The 17,029-nt window shown below is 39.5% G+C and carries 14 protein-coding genes and 1 tRNA gene; 8 read left to right on the top strand and 7 right to left on the bottom strand.

Features of this window, described 5'->3' with window-relative positions:
* Nucleotides 1–696 precede the first annotated feature (696 nt).
* Together proB and PSH54_RS17390 are read left to right on the top strand one after the other, a co-directional pair.
* The gene (gene proB / locus PSH54_RS17385; protein ID WP_004587658.1) at nt 697–1,803 is read left to right on the top strand and encodes a glutamate 5-kinase; all 1,107 of its coding nucleotides are present in this window, start codon (nt 697–699) and stop codon (nt 1,801–1,803) included.
* On the top strand, nt 1,800–3,047 hold the full coding sequence (locus PSH54_RS17390; RefSeq protein ID WP_273606700.1) for a glutamate-5-semialdehyde dehydrogenase: 1,248 nt from the start codon (nt 1,800–1,802) through the stop codon (nt 3,045–3,047). Before proB ends, PSH54_RS17390 begins: the two co-directional genes overlap by 4 nt.
* 45 nt (nt 3,048–3,092) lie before the next feature.
* Here PSH54_RS17390 and PSH54_RS17395 read toward each other — a convergent pair whose 3' ends face one another.
* The 4 genes from PSH54_RS17395 to PSH54_RS17410 all read right to left on the bottom strand — a co-directional run bounded on the left by PSH54_RS17395 (nt 3,093) and on the right by PSH54_RS17410 (nt 10,086).
* Complete coding sequence (locus PSH54_RS17395; RefSeq protein ID WP_273606701.1) at nt 3,093–5,318, bottom strand: two-component system response regulator; 2,226 nt, start codon at nt 5,316–5,318, stop codon at nt 3,093–3,095.
* 57 nt (nt 5,319–5,375) lie between these two features.
* Nucleotides 5,376–8,594 (bottom strand): hybrid sensor histidine kinase/response regulator, encoded by a 3,219-nt coding sequence (locus PSH54_RS17400; RefSeq protein WP_273606702.1) that lies wholly within the window; start codon nt 8,592–8,594, stop codon nt 5,376–5,378.
* Nucleotides 8,594–9,856, bottom strand: a complete 1,263-nt coding sequence (locus PSH54_RS17405; RefSeq protein ID WP_138579730.1) for an ABC transporter substrate-binding protein — start codon at nt 9,854–9,856, stop codon at nt 8,594–8,596. Before PSH54_RS17405 ends, PSH54_RS17400 begins: the two co-directional genes overlap by 1 nt.
* A gap of 154 nt (nt 9,857–10,010) precedes the next feature.
* Nucleotides 10,011–10,086, bottom strand: a tRNA-Ala gene (locus tag PSH54_RS17410).
* 163 nt (nt 10,087–10,249) lie between these two features.
* Between PSH54_RS17410 and PSH54_RS17415 the strand changes: the two genes are divergently transcribed.
* Nucleotides 10,250–10,651, top strand: coding sequence for a hypothetical protein (locus PSH54_RS17415; protein ID WP_248462889.1), 402 nt, complete (start codon nt 10,250–10,252; stop codon nt 10,649–10,651).
* Nucleotide 10,652: 1 nt separating this feature from the next.
* Nucleotides 10,653–11,153: a prolyl-tRNA synthetase associated domain-containing protein gene (locus PSH54_RS17420; RefSeq protein WP_273606703.1), complete on the top strand. Its 501-nt coding sequence runs from the start codon at nt 10,653–10,655 to the stop codon at nt 11,151–11,153.
* Here PSH54_RS17420 and PSH54_RS17425 read toward each other — a convergent pair.
* Nucleotides 11,120–12,265 (bottom strand): MFS transporter, encoded by a 1,146-nt coding sequence (locus PSH54_RS17425; protein ID WP_273606704.1) that lies wholly within the window; start codon nt 12,263–12,265, stop codon nt 11,120–11,122. The genes PSH54_RS17420 and PSH54_RS17425 overlap by 34 nt on opposite strands.
* A gap of 199 nt (nt 12,266–12,464) precedes the next feature.
* Here PSH54_RS17425 and PSH54_RS17430 point away from each other — a divergent pair, with 199 nt between their 5' ends.
* The 4 genes from PSH54_RS17430 to PSH54_RS17445 all read left to right on the top strand — a co-directional run bounded on the left by PSH54_RS17430 (nt 12,465) and on the right by PSH54_RS17445 (nt 15,623).
* Nucleotides 12,465–13,004 (top strand): DUF2058 domain-containing protein, encoded by a 540-nt coding sequence (locus tag PSH54_RS17430; protein WP_004587650.1) that lies wholly within the window; start codon nt 12,465–12,467, stop codon nt 13,002–13,004.
* 160 nt (nt 13,005–13,164) lie between these two features.
* Nucleotides 13,165–13,488 carry a c-type cytochrome gene (locus PSH54_RS17435; RefSeq protein ID WP_004587649.1) on the top strand — a complete coding sequence of 108 codons (324 nt, stop codon included), beginning with the start codon at nt 13,165–13,167 and terminating at the stop codon, nt 13,486–13,488.
* A gap of 166 nt (nt 13,489–13,654) precedes the next feature.
* Nucleotides 13,655–14,422, top strand: coding sequence for a class II aldolase/adducin family protein (locus PSH54_RS17440; protein WP_024031462.1), 768 nt, complete (start codon nt 13,655–13,657; stop codon nt 14,420–14,422).
* Between the two features lie 25 nt (nt 14,423–14,447).
* The gene (locus tag PSH54_RS17445) at nt 14,448–15,623 is read left to right on the top strand and encodes a mandelate racemase/muconate lactonizing enzyme family protein (RefSeq protein WP_054983246.1); all 1,176 of its coding nucleotides are present in this window, start codon (nt 14,448–14,450) and stop codon (nt 15,621–15,623) included.
* A gap of 139 nt (nt 15,624–15,762) precedes the next feature.
* Here the strand turns inward: PSH54_RS17445 and PSH54_RS17450 are convergent, their stop codons facing one another.
* Nucleotides 15,763–16,134 carry a hypothetical protein gene (locus PSH54_RS17450; RefSeq protein ID WP_273606705.1) on the bottom strand — a complete coding sequence of 124 codons (372 nt, stop codon included), beginning with the start codon at nt 16,132–16,134 and terminating at the stop codon, nt 15,763–15,765.
* Between the two features lie 46 nt (nt 16,135–16,180).
* A complete protein-coding gene (locus tag PSH54_RS17455; protein ID WP_256851362.1) occupies nt 16,181–17,023 on the bottom strand; it encodes an amidohydrolase family protein in 843 nt (280 codons plus the stop codon).
* Nucleotides 17,024–17,029: the final 6 nt, after the last annotated feature.

The following is a 17,029-nucleotide window of genomic DNA, read 5'->3' on the forward strand; positions in this document are numbered from 1 at the left end:
TGAATTAAAACACAAAAATAAATATAACTCTTTGATTTTAAATGATTAACCGTTTGAAGGTGAGGCGTAGCTATACATTAGAGTGATTTTTAGCCTTGATCTTACCCCTTGAAATGTCGTATTATATTTAGAGTTCAAACAATTAGTCATCTAAATATAATTTTGCAAAATAACGGTATGTATTAATACTAGCGTCATATTTGCCCTGTAATAATAGATTTGTACGCTATTTTTACCATTAATTAGTAGCTATTGTATTATTGAATATCTTGGTATGGTTTTTTCAAACAAGTTTATTTAAGCAATTAAGTAAATAAATGTTTGAGTTGAACTATTACTTTCAATGTTTAGCTCCCATCGTGGCGGCTAAATCTCGGTCCTTAAGTCATCACCCTATCTGTTGGTGTATCTGACTTTAGAGGCTCTATGTATGTTGTTAACAAAAAGGCCGCACACAGCTTTTTACAGCGATACATAAACAACACTTTTTATTTTTATATTTAATAGACCTCCATTTATTTTGGTTGGTGCTGTTTCATGTCTTTACAAATCTAAAAGCAATTTTAGGTCGTGTATTTGCGTGCGTTTAAAAAGTGTATAAACAAACAACCTATTCGAAATTGCGTGTTTTTCACGCAATTACCTAGTTTTAGTTCACACTATGTGAATGCAGATAAAATGGAAAGTTGAGATTTTATGCAAAAGTTAAATTGGCGTCGTATTGTTTTAAAAGTAGGTAGTGCATTAATTGCTCCAGATCAAGATGGGTGCCGTTCACGCTACTTATTAACCATTGCGCAATTTATTGTTCGCTGTCGTGCTCGTGGTATTGAAGTTATTTTAGTATCTTCAGGCTCAGTAGCTGCAGGCTCACACTTATTCCCATCTGACATTCCACGTTCAGTTGTGATGAAAAAAGCGATGGCAGCGGCAGGTCAAACTGAAATGATGGCCATGTGGGATCGCTTTTTCGATTTTCCTTCAGCGCAATTATTATTAACCCATGGTGATTTGCGTGACCGTGAGCGCTATGAAAGTATTCGCGAAACTATTTTTACTTTGTTAGAGCATGGTGTACTGCCTATCATTAACGAAAATGATGCTGTAACAACGGATGACTTAAAAGTAGGTGACAACGATAACTTATCAGCCATGGTAGCGGCGGCCGCTGATGCCGATGCATTAATGATTTTTTCTGATGTAGATGGGCTGTATGATAAAAACCCAAATTTGCACGACGATGCAGTTTTACTGCCTGAAATAAAATCAATTGATGAGTCTATTTATGCTATGGCAGGATGTGCTACAAGCTCTGTAGGAACCGGTGGCATGAAAACCAAAATTGAAGCTGCCGAAAAAGCAACGTCTCACGGTATTGCTACTTATATTATTAATGGCTTTAAAGAAGAAACCTTTAATAGATTATTGGCAGGTGACAACCCTGGTAGTGTTTTCCTTCCTTATGAAAAACCAATGCAAGAAGCTGTGCACTGGATGACGCATACAGCTAATGAGCAAGGTGAAGTAGTTGTAGATGGCTCGTTTGATGAGTCTCTTGAAGGTGAAAACGGTTGCATACGTGGCGATGAAATAATGGAAGTTCATGGTGAGTTTGCCATTGGCGATACCATTTTAGTTAGAAGCGAGGATGGCACACGTTTAGCAAAAGCCACCGCAAATTATAGTAGTTGCTTGTTAAGCTTTATTGCAGATAACGAGCAAAGTGAATTTAGCGAAAAAATGCAGGATTCTATTGGTCCTGTTATTTCAGAAAAAGATATCGCATTATTGGAGAAGTCATGAGTTTGATTACGGATATTTCACGCCAGGCAGCAAAAGCTGCAAACACACTTGCTTTACTCGACACCGAGACCAAAAACCAAGTGTTAACCGAAATGGCGGCAGCATTACGCGCAGAAAAAGCATTTATAATTAAAGAAAACGAAAGTGATTTAAGCGCAGCACGCGATAATAACTTAGCCGCTTCGATGATCGACCGCCTAACGCTTAACGAAGAGCGCATTGAAGCAATGGCAGAAGGTATTGAAGTTATTGTAAGTTTAGATGATCCTGTCGGTCAGCTACGCGACATTACAGAGCGCCCAAATGGCATTAAAATACGTAAAATGCGTGTGCCATTAGGTGTTGTATGTATGATTTATGAAGCGCGTCCTAATGTAACTGCGGATGCAGGCGCATTGTGTTTTAAATCGGGTAATGGTGTTATTTTACGCGGCGGTAAAGAAGCCCTTAAAAGCTCGCAAGCCATTGCGAGTGTAATGCACGGTGTACTTGAAAAACATAACTTACCTAAAGCACTGATCTCAGTTATTCCTGATCCAGACCGTGCATTGCTTATGGAGCTAATGCAGCAACGCGAAAGTATTGATTTAATCATCCCACGTGGTGGCGAAGGCTTAATTAACTTTGTAACAGAAAACAGTACTATTCCTGTTATTCAGCACTTTAAAGGGGTGTGTCATTTATACGTAGATAAAGATGCCGACTTAGAGGTTGCACTTAATTTACTATTAAATGGTAAAACACAGCGCACAGGCGTATGTAATGCGCTTGAAGGGCTAGTGGTTCACCAAGACGTTGCTGATGAATTTTTAAATTTATGTGCCGTTGTATTGCGCCAAGAAGGGGTGAAAATTAATGCAGATAAGCAAGCTGCAAAATACTTCGATAATGCTACAGTACTTGCTGATAATGAATTTGGTGAAGAATACTTAGATTTAGAAATTGCTATTCGTGTAGTACCAAGCTTTAGTGCTGCTGTGGAGCATATTGCTCAATTTGGTTCAAACCACACTGAGGTTATTTGTACTAAAAACGATACTGCGGCTGAGCTTTTCCAACGCAGTGTTGATGCATCGGTAGTAATGGTAAATGCATCATCGCGTTTCTCAGATGGCTCGCAATTAGGGTTAGGTGCTGAAATTGGTATAGCTACAACTAAGCTACATGCTTATGGTCCTATGGGGCTTGAGTCACTTACAACTGAAAAGTATTTAGTTAATGGCGAAGGCCAAGTACGTAAGTAACGTACTTCACATATAAAAAACGCCGATTGTTTAATCGGCGTTTTTTTATGCGTTTTGCAAAGTATGGTTTAGTTTTTCTAACCAGCTTTCTAATGGCTCTGGCCGGTGCAGATGGTACCCTTGTAGGATAACCTCAGGGTACTCTTGTAATAAGTCAAAGTGCGATTGATTCTCGACTCCTTCCGCTACCACTTCTAATTGAAACAACCTGCCAAGGCTGACAATCATATCAATAATTAATTTATCGTTGTTATCAGTGGGGGCTTCAAGCACAAATGAGCGATCTATTTTTAGCTCATGAATAGGTAACTGTTTTAAGTAGGTTAAACTTGAGTAGCCCGTGCCAAAGTCATCTATCGATACACGTACGCCCAGCTTTTTAAGGCAGTGTACGGCTTCAATGGCCGCTTCCATGTGATTAAGTAGCGTCCCCTCTATTATCTCTATTGTGAGTTGCTGAGGATTAATATCAACACTTTTAATTTGTTGGCTTATAAAGTTTAAAAATCGCGGTTCATGAAAATGTCGACCGCTTATATTTACCGAAATATTCAAACTTGGGTGGCTGTATTTAAGCTTGGTAAGTAAATTAAGTGCATTAGTCGTAACCCAGCAGTCTAATTCAAAAATAACATCAGATTCTTCAGCTATTGATATAAATTCACATGGGCTTATGAAGCCTTTTTGAGGGTGATCCCAGCGCAGCAGTATTTCTGCGCCTTTTAACGTTTGCTTACTATCAAATTGCGACTGCAAAAATATGGATAGCTCATTTTGAGGAATGGCTTTTCTTAAGTCTTGTTCAATTTCAAAGCGTCGTTTAGCTTGCTCGCCAAATGAGGTATCAAAAAAAGTAACTCTGTTTCCGCCTTTTTCTTTGGCTTTATAGCAGGCTGCTTCACAATTTCTTATTGTCTCAATAGCACTTTCCCATACATCGTCTCGCGGGAAAATATAAGTGCCTATACTAATTGTTAAGCTAACCTCTTGCCCATCAACGTCAAAAGGGCGGTTGACTGCGTTTAAAAGCTCTTGCGCTTTGTTTTCAGCAATTGATTGAGCGCGTGTACGCCCAATTCCTTTATCTACGCTACATAAGGCGGCAAATTCATCACTGCCTAAGCGTGCAATAATATCTTTTTTATCTACATTGGCATGAATACGCTGAGCAAGCTCCTTTAAAATATTATCCCCTGCTAATAGCCCTAAACCATCATTAATAGAATGGAAGCTATCAATGTCGATAATATAAATGTAGGCATAGGTCTTGTCGCTACTACAATCTTGTAGTTGTTGTTCTAATTGCTTTAAAAAACCGTTACGGTTTGGCAGCTTAGTAAGCTCATCATGCCAAGTTAGGTAATCTATGCGTTCTTGCGTTACTTTTACGCTTGAAATATCACTAAAAACGCCAATGTAGTGAATGTTGGTGTCTTGCTCGCCCTTTACCATGCTTAGTGTTAATAGCTCAGGGTATAACTCACCATTTTTTCTTCTGGTGACAAGCTCACCACTCCAGTAGCCTGCTTCGTTTGCGTGTTTCCAGACCTTGTCAAAGCTGATATTAGGGTGGTTATTCTTTTTAATATCTTTTAGATCCATTTCCAGCGATTCGGCCTCGCAATAGCCGGTAATTCTACAAAACGATGGATTAACAGCGATAATTTTTCCTTCGCTATTAGTAATTACAACACCGTCGGCCGTGCTGGTAAGCGCTTGGTAAAATAACTTTTGCTTAGATGACAGCTGCTTTAGCTCTTCCTCACGCTGGCTTAACTCTTTGGCAAGAGCTTCTATTTCTAGTAATTTGTCGTGTAAGTCAAAGTTTTTTTCAATGAGTCTGTCTAGCATGCCTTGCGCAGTAATATGTGTGCGTATGCGTGCTCTAACCAAAGCTAATTTGTAGGGTTTATGAATGTAGTCAATGGCCCCCATTGTAAAGCCCTTTTCTTCCGATTCCTCTTCGGTAAGTGCGGTAACAAAAATGATGGGAATACCTTTGGTGTTTTGCTTTGCTTTTAATATTTTACATACTTCATAGCCATCCATGCCTGGCATCATAATATCGAGTAAAATTAAATCTGGGCGTGTGGATTCAACAAATACAAGCGCTTGTTCACCACTTGTTGAAATGCGTACATCGTAGTCTGCAAGTAGGCCTTCAACTAATACATGTAGGTTGCTAGGTTCGTCATCAACAATGAGTATCAAAGGCTTTCGCGGTTGAGCTACTGCAGGTTCATTGTTGCCAGCTAGAAAGGTTGAATGCACACTAAATCCTTATTCTTTAATTACTTCTTAAAGTTAGTTTATAGTTGCCATAATTGTCTAGTTTTTATAGTTATTTCTGTAATCGTTAATAAGTTTAATCACTAAAGCGTAGTTAAAGTTATCTATTGCTTCTTTTAACTCAAATAATGGGTGTGAACGTGGGAATTGCTTACGCTCAATTTCTCTAATTAATTGGCTAGGGACTGGGCGGGCAGATAAAGCTAAATTGTAAATATTATCTATTAATGTACTTTTTTGTTCTGAATGCTCTGCACCTGCAGGTACTTGCGAAATAGAGTGTGTAACAAGAAATTGCCTAACAGCATATAATGTTAATGTAAGCTGCTCATTAAACTCGGTTAAATCAACATCTGCTTTGTTTGCTAGCGCCATTTCAGCCTTTTTGGCGCATTGCTCTAATAACTCTAAGCCTAATGTACCGGCAAGTCCTTTTAAACTATGCATTGCCATAGATAGGCTTTTAAATTCATTATTACTAAGGCTGGTGGCCGCAATATCTGTAAAATTACTATAATCATCAATAAATTTAGTAAATACAGTATTTATAAGCTCGCTATTGCCATCAAGGTTATCTATTGCGAGTGCTAAATTTAAAGTACTAAGTGTATGAGTTTTCTTTATGTGTTTTTCTATCGTCTCATACAGTGCGCCAAATAATAGTGGTTTTACTAAGTAGTCATCCATTCCAGCTCTAATAGCAGCTTTTTTATCATTAGAAAATGCTGCAGCAGTGATTGCTATTATTGGTGTTATATAACCTCGCTGACGAAGTATTCGTGTTGCCTCTAAGCCATCCATTACAGGCATTTGAATATCCATAAAAATTATATCAACTTCATGCTTGTCTACGCATTCTAATGCTTCTTTACCATTATTTGCCAAGACAACGGTCATATTCATTTTACTAAGTAGGGCTTCTATAATCTCTTGGTTAATCGGATTATCATCGACTACTAGGGCTGTATAGCCAGTATATTGTGGGTAGCTATCACTGGTAGGCAGGTTAGTCGAATCGGCTAGCAGCAAGCGCATTAATTGCGATTCAGGGTGGCTATTACCTATAGTAATAATATCAATATGTTCGCTATCGGGCACTGCTTGTGGTTGTTCTTGGTCACTAATAAGGAGAATGAGCAATAGTTTGTGCTTGTTTCTTTGTTTTTGTAAGTAGAGCTGCTGTAAAATAAAGTTATCTTTTAGTTCGGCTTGTAATAATGCCATTAATACAATACTAAACGGATTGTTAGGTTGAGAGATCTTCGCAATGGCGCGCAGTGGCTCTTGGGTAACTTCTGTCGTTATATCAGCATTACTTAGCAGCTTAGTGAGCGAGTTTATTTGCTTTTTATCGGGGCTTATAAGTAGCGCATGTTTTTTAAGTGTTTCTTGGTTTGTCATTTTAAATGGGAGTGTAAAATAAAATTCACTCCCGACGTGAGGCGTACTGCGTACTTGTATTTCGCCGCCTAGTAACTTGGTAAGTTGTTTACAAATAGTTAAACCTAATCCCGTGCCGCCATATTTGCGGGTTGTACTGGAGTCGCCTTGGTAGAACGAGTCAAAAATAGACTCTGTTTGCTCTGGCGTCATGCCTATGCCTGTATCTTTTATCCCAAAACGTAACTGTATATTTTGCTTATCTTGTGTGGTGGCCTCAATACTTAAGGTTATTTCACCGCGCTCTGTAAACTTTAGCGCATTACCCACGCAGTTATTAATGATTTGGCTTAAATAAAGCGGATCGCCAAGAAGTTCAAGCCCTGCATCAACATGCAATACAAAATTAAGGCGCAGCCCTTTTTGTTTAGCATTTACTGAAAATAAATTTTTCACATTAGAAACCACGGTATGCAAAGTAAAAGGGATTGATTCAAGCTTTACTTTGTCAGACTCAAGTTTAGAAAAATCGAGTACGTTATTAAGTATTTGCAATAAATTTTGAGCACTTGAAAACGCTTTATCTGCATAGTGTTTTTGTTTTGCAGGAAGAGCGCTGCTTTGTAATAGCTGCAGCATTCCTAAAATACCATTCATTGGAGTGCGTAGCTCATGGCTCATATTAGCAACAAAATCGCCTTTCGCTTGGTTAGCATTTTTTGCCTGAGTCATAGCGACGGTTAGCTCTTTGTTCATTAATTCCATTTTAGTATTGAGCGCTTGGGTTTGTGCTAATAGTGCCTTTGTTTGTTTGTTTTTTAAATACAGCGCATTAGCCGCAGTAATAACCGAGTTAATCTCACTTTGATGATGTGTATTGCCATTAAGTGTAACTTGTTTTTCATTACTCATATCATTTAACAGCTTAGTTAATTTCGCGATGGGCTTAATGACAGAGTTAAAAATAAAAAAGGTGATTACTATTATGATAACAGTGATCAGCGCGGCAAAAAGGTTGGCCATTTCGGTACTTTTTAATACGTGGTCTCTTAGCTGCTGCTCGGTCTGGGTGAGCTTTTGCTTCTCTACATCCCTAATTTTTTCGGCTAGGTAAAGCAGCTCGTTTTCTATTCCTGTTAAAACTACATTTATCGAAAACGTATAGCTACGGGTTAAAATAACTAATTGGCTATACGCTTGCTCAAGCTCGTCAGTATTATTAAGTAGGTTAACATTAGCGGTTTCAATACTCGCCAGTAGGGTATTTAAGTGTGCTAGGTTATCTTGCACATTTTGTGCTTCATCATAATTTGGCTTGTGTAAATAATTGGTTGTTGCTTGTTCTATATTGCTAATAGTTAAGAGTATATTCACTATTACGCTTTGCTTGCTTGTTTGCGTGTTTTTTTCAAGCTCATTAAGTTGTGCTTTTAGCGCTTCAATAGGTTGTTTGAACTGTGTAATGTACAGTTGCTCTCGTTTGGTTCTGTTAACGACTACGCGATTAAATGTATCTTGGTAATTATTTAAGTACTCGTTAAGGCGCTTTATATTGTTTTGATAGTTTTCGTCATACTCATTTAAATATGTACTTAGCGTATCTAAATCCCTTTTTGCAGCATTTAAGTGCATATTAAACTTTTCAATGGTATTGCTATTAGCATGATCTAGATAAGCAATAGCTTGGCTTTGCAAAGAAATCACATCGTTTTCTAAACGGGTAACGGACTCGCTTTGTAATAAAGCTTTGTGCTGCGCATTTTGCAGCTCAAAAAGTGATTTTTGAGAATAATTGAATAGGTAACTTTGCAAAATTAATAAAGTAATTAATACGCATAGGGCAATTATTATTTTTGATTTTATTGAACGGGTTATCATTATCTGCTTATTAACTCATACCATTTTTGCAAGCTGTAATCGTAAGTCGGCATAACGCTATTCCAAACAGCTACATTGCTTAAGCGTTTTAAATAGCTACCACCATTTCGCTGCTCGCCGGCTTTTACTGCGACTTGTTTTTGGGTGTTTAGTAAGTCAACCGTAGTGGGCTTGCCTAAGTACCAGTAATTCCATTCACTTGGTGAAAGCATTGCTTTTGAGCGCTGTGGATTACTAATGTAATACCCTTGGCGAGCAATAAATGCGCCGGCCCATCCCGAAAGCCACCAGTTCATGTAATCGTATGCGGCATCTTTTTGGTTTTTATTAACCTGTGACGATAAGCACATTACCCCATGCCAGCCACGGTAGCCCTCTTTTGGAGCGGCAAATCGTACGTTAACATTTTGGCTATTGAGCGCGGCCACAGCGGGGGAAAACATACTTTCTATATGCACGCGTTGGCTTTTCATAAATTCAACAGACTCTGGTACCGAGTTCCAATAACCTGCAAAATGCCCTTGGCGTTTATAGTCAATTAAAATACTAAATAAACGGTCAAGCTCGGAGCGAGTAATCGCACCAATATCTTTAAATGTTATTAACCCTTTGCTTTGTGCTGCCAAGGCAAGGTCAAATAAGCCAATTGTGGGTGCATTTACAATGCCTACTTTACCCCGGTGGGCATCATCAAGTAACCAGCCCCAGCTTTCAGTTTCGTAGGCAATACCAGGCTTAATCTTGGCGGTGTTATAGCCAAAAGAGTCAACATTATGTACATAAGGTAAAAAGCTAATGTAATCGCTTTCGTTTGCGCTTAGTGTGCCGTCCTCTTGTACATTGAGTAATTTATAAGGAGCGTCGCCTGCACCTAATTTTGCATCGGGGGTGAGCTTCCCTGTTTTGGTTAGAGAATTTATTTCATTAAAGTAGGTTAGTCGTTTTTTTTCTATGGGCTGAATAGACCCCGCCCGCCAAAGCACATTAATACTGTTTGACCATTGCTCGTATAAATCAAATGAGCCAGGGTCCATGGAGGCTTTTTGTAATACGGCAGCACTACCTGCAGGGGAAAATTCTATATTTATGCCTAAATCAAGCATTGCTTGTTTGCGAATGGCTTCTTGTAGCGTGACATGTGTTCCTAAGACTCTTAGGGTTACTTTTTTTCGGGCAAACACATAAGGTACATGAGTAACTACGCCGGCGGTTAAACCGATCACAGCGAGCTTTTTTAATGTGGTGCGTTTAGGGGTATCCATTGTTTAAGCCAAAAGTATCACTGCTACAGATGAGATAATTTATAGCCAACAAAAACTAAACAAACAAGGAATGGACAAATATAAAAGTTATTGTGTAGAAGATAAAAGAATAATAAGGCGATGAAAAATAGGAAGTAATAGAAGAGTAGGAAAGTGGTGGAGCTAAGCAGGATCGAACTGCTGACCTCCTGCGTGCAAGGCAGGCGCTCTCCCAGCTGAGCTATAGCCCCACATTCCTAAATTACATAGTTGTAATTACTTGGCTGCTGAGTTCCAAGCGGGGTGAACTTTAAATATTTTTATAAATTTGGTCAAGTATTTTTTAGCAATATTTAACTGTTATCGTTTATTTTTGATAGACTCGAGAAAAATACCTCGCGAAACGACAAAACAATGAAAAAAAGTATCTGTATACTTGCTTTGCTACTTGCAGGGTGTGCAAGTAATGAAGCGCCTCCTTATGAAATAAATAACAAGCAGTTTTATGAGAACGTGGATGAGCAAGGTAACAAAATATTTGCTTATGTTGTATCGGTAAAGGCTGAGCATCGCAGTAACATAAACTTAAATAACGGCGGGCGAGGCGAAAAAAGACCGAGCCGCTCTGATGTAAAACGTTACATAGAACAAGAACACTTCGAAGACTCTAGTGTGTTAAAACTTAAGCTTGAGGATGAAGCCGTCAGGTTTTTAAACGAAACCCTCAGTGAAAATAACTATTGTGAAAAAAAACACGAAATTACACAAGTGCTATGGCGTGACTTAAGTGTGCAGCTAAGAGGGCGTTGTTTGTAGTATGTTGGCCGATAAAGCAAAGCTTGCGCAGTTGTTAGCGCAATTAGGTATAAATTACGATGTAATAGAACACCCTGCGTTACATACCAGTTTAGATGCTGATGCATTTATGGTGGAGCGCCCAGGTACGCGACTTAAAAACTTGTTTTTGCGTGATAATGAGGGCAAAAAGCACTTTTTAGTAATTACCGCACACGACAAACAGCTCGATTTAAAAAACCTATCTAAGCAACAGGGGCTTTCTCGGTTGGGGTTTGCCTCTAGCGAGCGGTTAGCACGTTATTTAAAAGTGGCGCCTGGGTGTGTGTCTATGCTTGCTTTAGCAAACGATAAACAAAGCAACGTTACTTTGTGGCTTGATCAAGATATTTGGTTTAACGAGCTGTTTCATTGTCACCCGTTTGAAAACACCCAAACTTGGCTGCTTACAAAAAATGATTTAAATACCTTTTTTGAGCATACAGGGCATCACCCTCGGGTAATGTTTTTACCTTCTCGATAGCCTAAAGTGACTAATACTAAACCAATAAAACACACACTCAGTAAGCAAAGCATAAATGCAGTTTGTCCTGAGTGTTGATAAACAATACCTGGCAATAACGAGCCCAGTGCCCCACCACTATAATAAAACGATACATACCCGCCATTCGTTACACTTGCAGGCGCTCTGCTAATCTTGTTAACAAGTGGAGCAGCGCTTGAGTGTATAACAAACATAGCAGCACAAAATAACGTAAACGCGATTAAAAACACACTCAGTTGCTGGCTTATAAGTAATACAATGCTTAAGTTATACACGATAAAAACCGCAGCAAGTAAATGCCAAGCTGAAGGCACTTTTTTAGCAAGCCAAGGTGTTGCAATAGAAGCTAAAGCACCGATTAAGTAGCCGCTGTACACTAAGCCAATATCGCGTGTGTTTGTAATTAAAAAGGTGTTTTGCAAAATAAACGGTAGGTAATTTAATAAGGCTGCAAAGCAAAAAAACATGCAAAAAACGGCGCCATACAATTTTAGTACTGCCGCATCTTTTAGCTGCTTAATATACGTTAACGGCGTAAGTGCTGACTGATTAGATACCACAAAGCCCGTGGGCTTTATACTTATAGCCAGGCCAATAAGCACAATCGAAATAACATAATAAAAACTTTGCCAATGCCATACATCACTAAATAAAGCGGCTAATACTCGGCCAAAGTAGCCGCCAGCTATGGTACTGCCTATGTATAAGGTCATATTTTTTTGTAAGGCATCTGCGCTGTAACGTATACCAATAAAGCTCGTCATCGCGGTAAGCGCGGCAGGTAAGGTTAAGCCTTGTATAAAACGCACCAAAAGTAATAGCTCAAAACTTGGCGCTACTGTAAACAGTATGCAGCTCACTCCTAAAATAAACATAGCAATACGTAAAATAATAAGCGGGTTTTGCTTGGCTAAAAATAGCCCATAAACCAAAGGTGCAATTGCTAGAGGCAGCATGGTTACGCTCATTAAGCTGCCGGCAAGCGCAGGGGGAACGTTAAATTCGCTAGCAAATAAGCTCAATAAAGGCTGAGGTGCGTACAGCACAAAAAATATAAACACCGAGCAAATAAGTAAATGAGCAAAACGCATTGTAGGGCTTAAAACATAAGCTGATAAGTTAGCCAAAGTATATGAAAAATGGCTTATATTTCATAGGTTAAATCATTAACAATTGCGCTAAATCAAAGTGTATATTCAGCCCTTTGCTAGATTAATGCTAATAGCACTGTTATTTGTACTCGTTGGTGATTAAAATAAACCTAATATAAGTTTTTAGTGGAACAAAGCCATGGGTTCATTACAAGACCAATTGCTGCAAGCAGGGTTAACAACATCGCACAAAGCTAAAGTTGCTAAGTCAGAAAAACGTAAGCAACAAAAAAAGCAAAAAAAAGGGGCTACCAGTAACCCAAGCGATCTGCAAAAGCACATACAGCAAACTAAATTAGAGCAGCAAAAAAAGGCTGAAGAACTTAACCAGTCGCGCCAAGAAGAGCTTAAGCAACGTGAGCAAGTTGCTCGTGTTAAGCAAATACTTGAGCACCATAACCAAGACTCTATCCGCGGTGAGCGTACCTTTAATTTTACTTACGATAACAAAGTAAAAGGGATAGACGTAAACGAGAAAACCCAAAAAGCGTTATCGGGTGGTCGTTTAGCTATTTGTGTACTGGAAGGGCAGTTTTACGTACTCGATGATGAGCCGGCGCGTAAAGTCGCAGAAGTTGATGAAAAGTACATTGTTTTTCATGTTGAACCTGAAAACAAACCAAAAGATGAAGACGACCCATATGCAGACTTTGAAGTACCAGATGATTTAGTATGGTAAGTGTCTGTTCAGTATTGTTTGCTAAAGTTAACAACAATGGCTGAAAACGTAGTCATGTTTGTTTGATCGCCTAACGTAAATTGATACGTATGCTTTTTACTAGATTGTTTACTACAATCAATAGACTATTTTCTAACCGTCAAAAAGAAGAGTGAATATAATGAGCAAGATGAAAGCACTAATAGTAGGCGCGGGTATTAGTTTAGCCGCAAGTTTTTCGTTTAACGCCGCCGCTGCTGATGGCGAAGCCCTTTACACCCAAAAAATGTGTCAAACATGTCACGGTGCAGAAGGTAAAGCACCGATTATGGGCGCATACCCTAAAATTAATGGTCAAAACAAAGACTATTTAGTGGCCCAAATGAAAGATATTAAATCGGGCGCGCGTAGCAATGGTATGACTGCCGCAATGAAAGCAATGGTTGCAACGGTAACGGACGAAGAGTTTGAAGCAATTGCTGACTACCTTTCAAAGGTAAAATAAAGCACCGCGTTTAAAAACGTATTATCGTTTTAAATTAAAGCGCAGCGTAAACAGCCACACAATTGTGTGGCTGTTTTGTTTGTGTTTGCTATAAAATTAATACTGCTTTAGACTTCTAAACATCTATTCGTACTTGAGTTGTTGTACGTATTTTAAAAGGCTGATTATGATTGATTTACCCCAACTAGATTTAAAAAATAAAGTGTCGGAGCAAGAGTGGCAATTGCGCGTAGATTTAGCTGCTTGCTACCGATTAGTAGAGCATTTTCGTTGGGGGGATTTAATATACACGCATTTATCGGCACGTTTACCTGGCACTGATCACTACCTTGTAAATGCGTTTGGCTTAACGTTTGACGAAGTAACTGCATCAAACCTAGTAAAGGTTGATTTGCACGGCAATATTATTGACGACACCCCCTTTAGCATTAACCCGGCAGGTTTTACTATTCATAGCGCAATTCACGAAGTGCGTGAAGATGCTCATTGCGTTATTCACTTACATACAAAAGAAACCATTGCCGTTGCTACACAAAAAAATGGCCTATTGCCACTAAGCCAATACTCTATGTTTTCGCTCCCTTCGCTGTCGTACCATGGCTATGAAGGGCTGGCTGTAAATGATGACGAGCGCAAAGTATTACAAGATGATTTAGGCAATACCAATCATATGCTATTGGTAAATCATGGTGGCTTAACCGTAGGCCCAACCGTAGGCGATGCCTTTATGCGTTTTTATGACTTGCAACGTGCCTGCGAAATTCAGCTTGCATTACAAGCCAGCTCACAAGAGGTTATTCCGGTGCCGCAGCCAATTATCGACAATATTTATAACCAAGCTAATGTGGTACATAGCGGCAGCACAGGTGGGCAATTAGCGTGGCCTGCCATGTTACGAAAAGCGTACCGACTTGATCCCAGTTTTGCACAATAGCCTGCGTGGCTAATAAGGAATTTTAATGAAAGTAAATCGCGTAGAAGTATTTGATATTCATTGCCCAGAGCGTCCAGCCTGGACGCCGGTTTTTGTACGTATTCATACCGATGAAGGTATTAGTGGTGTAGGTGAGGCTGGTTTGGCTTACGATTTAGGCCACAGCGCAGCAGCAGCAATGATAAAAGAAATGGCTGATGCTTTTTTAATTGGGCACGACCCATTTCAAACCGAAAAGTTATGGTCGCGTATGTTACGCGAAAGCTTTTGGGGTTTAGGTGGCGGCCCTGTTGTTTATGCAGCAATGAGCGCCATAGACACAGCACTTTGGGATATAAAAGGTAAAGCACTTGGTTTACCGGTATACCAATTACTGGGCGGCAAAGTAAACGATAAGCTACGTACTTATGCATCGCAGCTACAGTTTGATTGGGACAGCGAATTTAAAGCGTTAGTACAACCGCAAGAATACGCAGAAGCGGCGTTAAAAGCGATTGGCGAAGGTTATGATGCAGTAAAAGTTGACCCTATCCAATACGATAAAGACGGCAATACGTATTACGACCGTACTAAAATAATTTCTCGCGCTGAAATGAAGCTATACCGTGCTCGTATGCAAGCTATACGTGAAGCAGTTGGCGATGAAGTGGATATTATTTTTGAGTGCCACAGCTTACCTGGCGCGACCTCTGCTATACAAATTGGTGAAATAGCCGAAGAGTTTGATTGCATGTACTACGAGGAGCCAGTTAACTACTTAAACCATTCTTTACATGCAAAAGTAGCAGATAAAGTGGCAGTGCCAATTGCAGGCGGTGAGCGTTTATACAACCGCTGGGGTGTGCGTCCTTATTTAGAAGATCAAAGCATTGATGTACTACAACCCGATATCGGTTTATGTGGTGGCTTTACTGAAACTAAAAAAGTATGTGACTACGCCGATATTTTTGATGTGCGTATTCAGGCGCATGTATGTGGCGGGCCTGTTGCTACAGCTGCATCGCTTCATTTAGAAACCGCTATTCCTAACTTTTTGATTCATGAGCATCATACATATGCCATTAAAAAGTGGAACCGAGAGCTGTGCTTACAAGATCCACAACCAAAAAATGGCTTTTTTGAAGTATCAGAAGAGCCAGGCTTAGGCATTGAATTAAATGATGAGATTGTTATGCGCTCGCAACGTGTAGAAATTAAATAATTTAAGCTTTATTTAAAGAGCGTTATTTAAATACTAATGGTTAAAAGTAAAAGCCGGTAAGTGATAACTCACTTACTGGCTTTTTTATAGCTGTGTTTCTCTAATGCCTATGAGCAATACCATTTGAATAGTTAGTGGATTAATTGGCAAGATTAATTGTACACGTAACGCCTTTTATCTCAGCGGTGGCTTTACTATCAAGGTGGCGTATATAGCAGCGATTATTGTTTATCATTAACTCAAATTGATCGGGAAAGTTAAGCTGTTGGTTGGCCTTTATATCACTACGGTTTGTGTTTTTAAGAGTAAAGGTACTGGTGTGAATAAAGATATCGTCAGCAAGCGTTACGTTTTTTATATGCATTAAGCGCTCTATAACACGCGCTACCGCTTGGCTATTTGGCTCGGTAAGTAAGGCATGATGCAGCTTAGGAGTAGGCTGCGTGTTAGATGCGCAACCACTTAAAATAGTTAAAATGCCAAGGGCTGATATTTGCGAATGTAATGTCATAGTCATTGCCGCATTTACGTAAGTGGTTAAATTTAATATAGCTTATCTAGGGTATGTTATAAAAATGCTTAGCATTTGCGTAGCTAAGGTTGTGCCATATTTTATTTGTTTTACACAAAGCTTGATGGCTATGCCAAACATCATTATAGCTTGCGTTAATTTGGCAAACCGGAAAGTTACTCGCAAACATAATGCGCTGCTCACCAAAGTACGAGAACATAGTTTCAAAACAATCTTGTTGCTGTTGTAAGTTCAACGCTAAAAGCTCAAAACCCGAAAACTTAATCGCTATATTATTGTGCGCACTTAGCATGCGAATGCTTTGCTGCCAGTTATTAATATTATTAGGTAGGCCGCTATGGTTTATTATTATTTTTAGCTGAGGCAGCGCCTTAGCGTAACGAGCAAGCTGAGCGGCTATTGCGGTATTTTCAAGCTCAAACTGGGCTTCATAATGCAGCCCTTGCTGGCAAAGGGTTTGCAAATTACTAAAGCACACTGGGTTTAATAATCGCTGTGCGTCTGCGCCTTCGGTGATATCCCGTATGCCTATTAAATGGGGGTGGGCAAGGGCGTTTATTGCTTTTGCAAATTGCACAGGTGCGCAATCTAACTGAGCGTAACTAATGGCTTTAAAGGGAAGCTTTTTTAAATGCGCCGTTAGCCAATTAAGTTCGTTAATGGGGGCGTTGTTATCAAAACCAGCCTCTACATGTACTATGCCGGCGAGGGTAAAGCCGCTGCTCTCTAGTAGCTCTTTTTCGCTAATAGGTTGTTTTATTAACTCTAAATTTGGCCATGCTGGTGGGTTTTCGCCTTGCAGCCAAGTATATTGCCCCTCGGCAAGGTTAAAAAAATGCACGTGGGGGTCAATAATTTGCAGGCTCATCGGCAT

Origin of the sequence: Pseudoalteromonas sp. Angola-30 (assembly GCF_028599215.1) — a bacterium.
Taxonomy (GTDB): Bacteria; Pseudomonadota; Gammaproteobacteria; order Enterobacterales; family Alteromonadaceae; genus Pseudoalteromonas; species Pseudoalteromonas atlantica.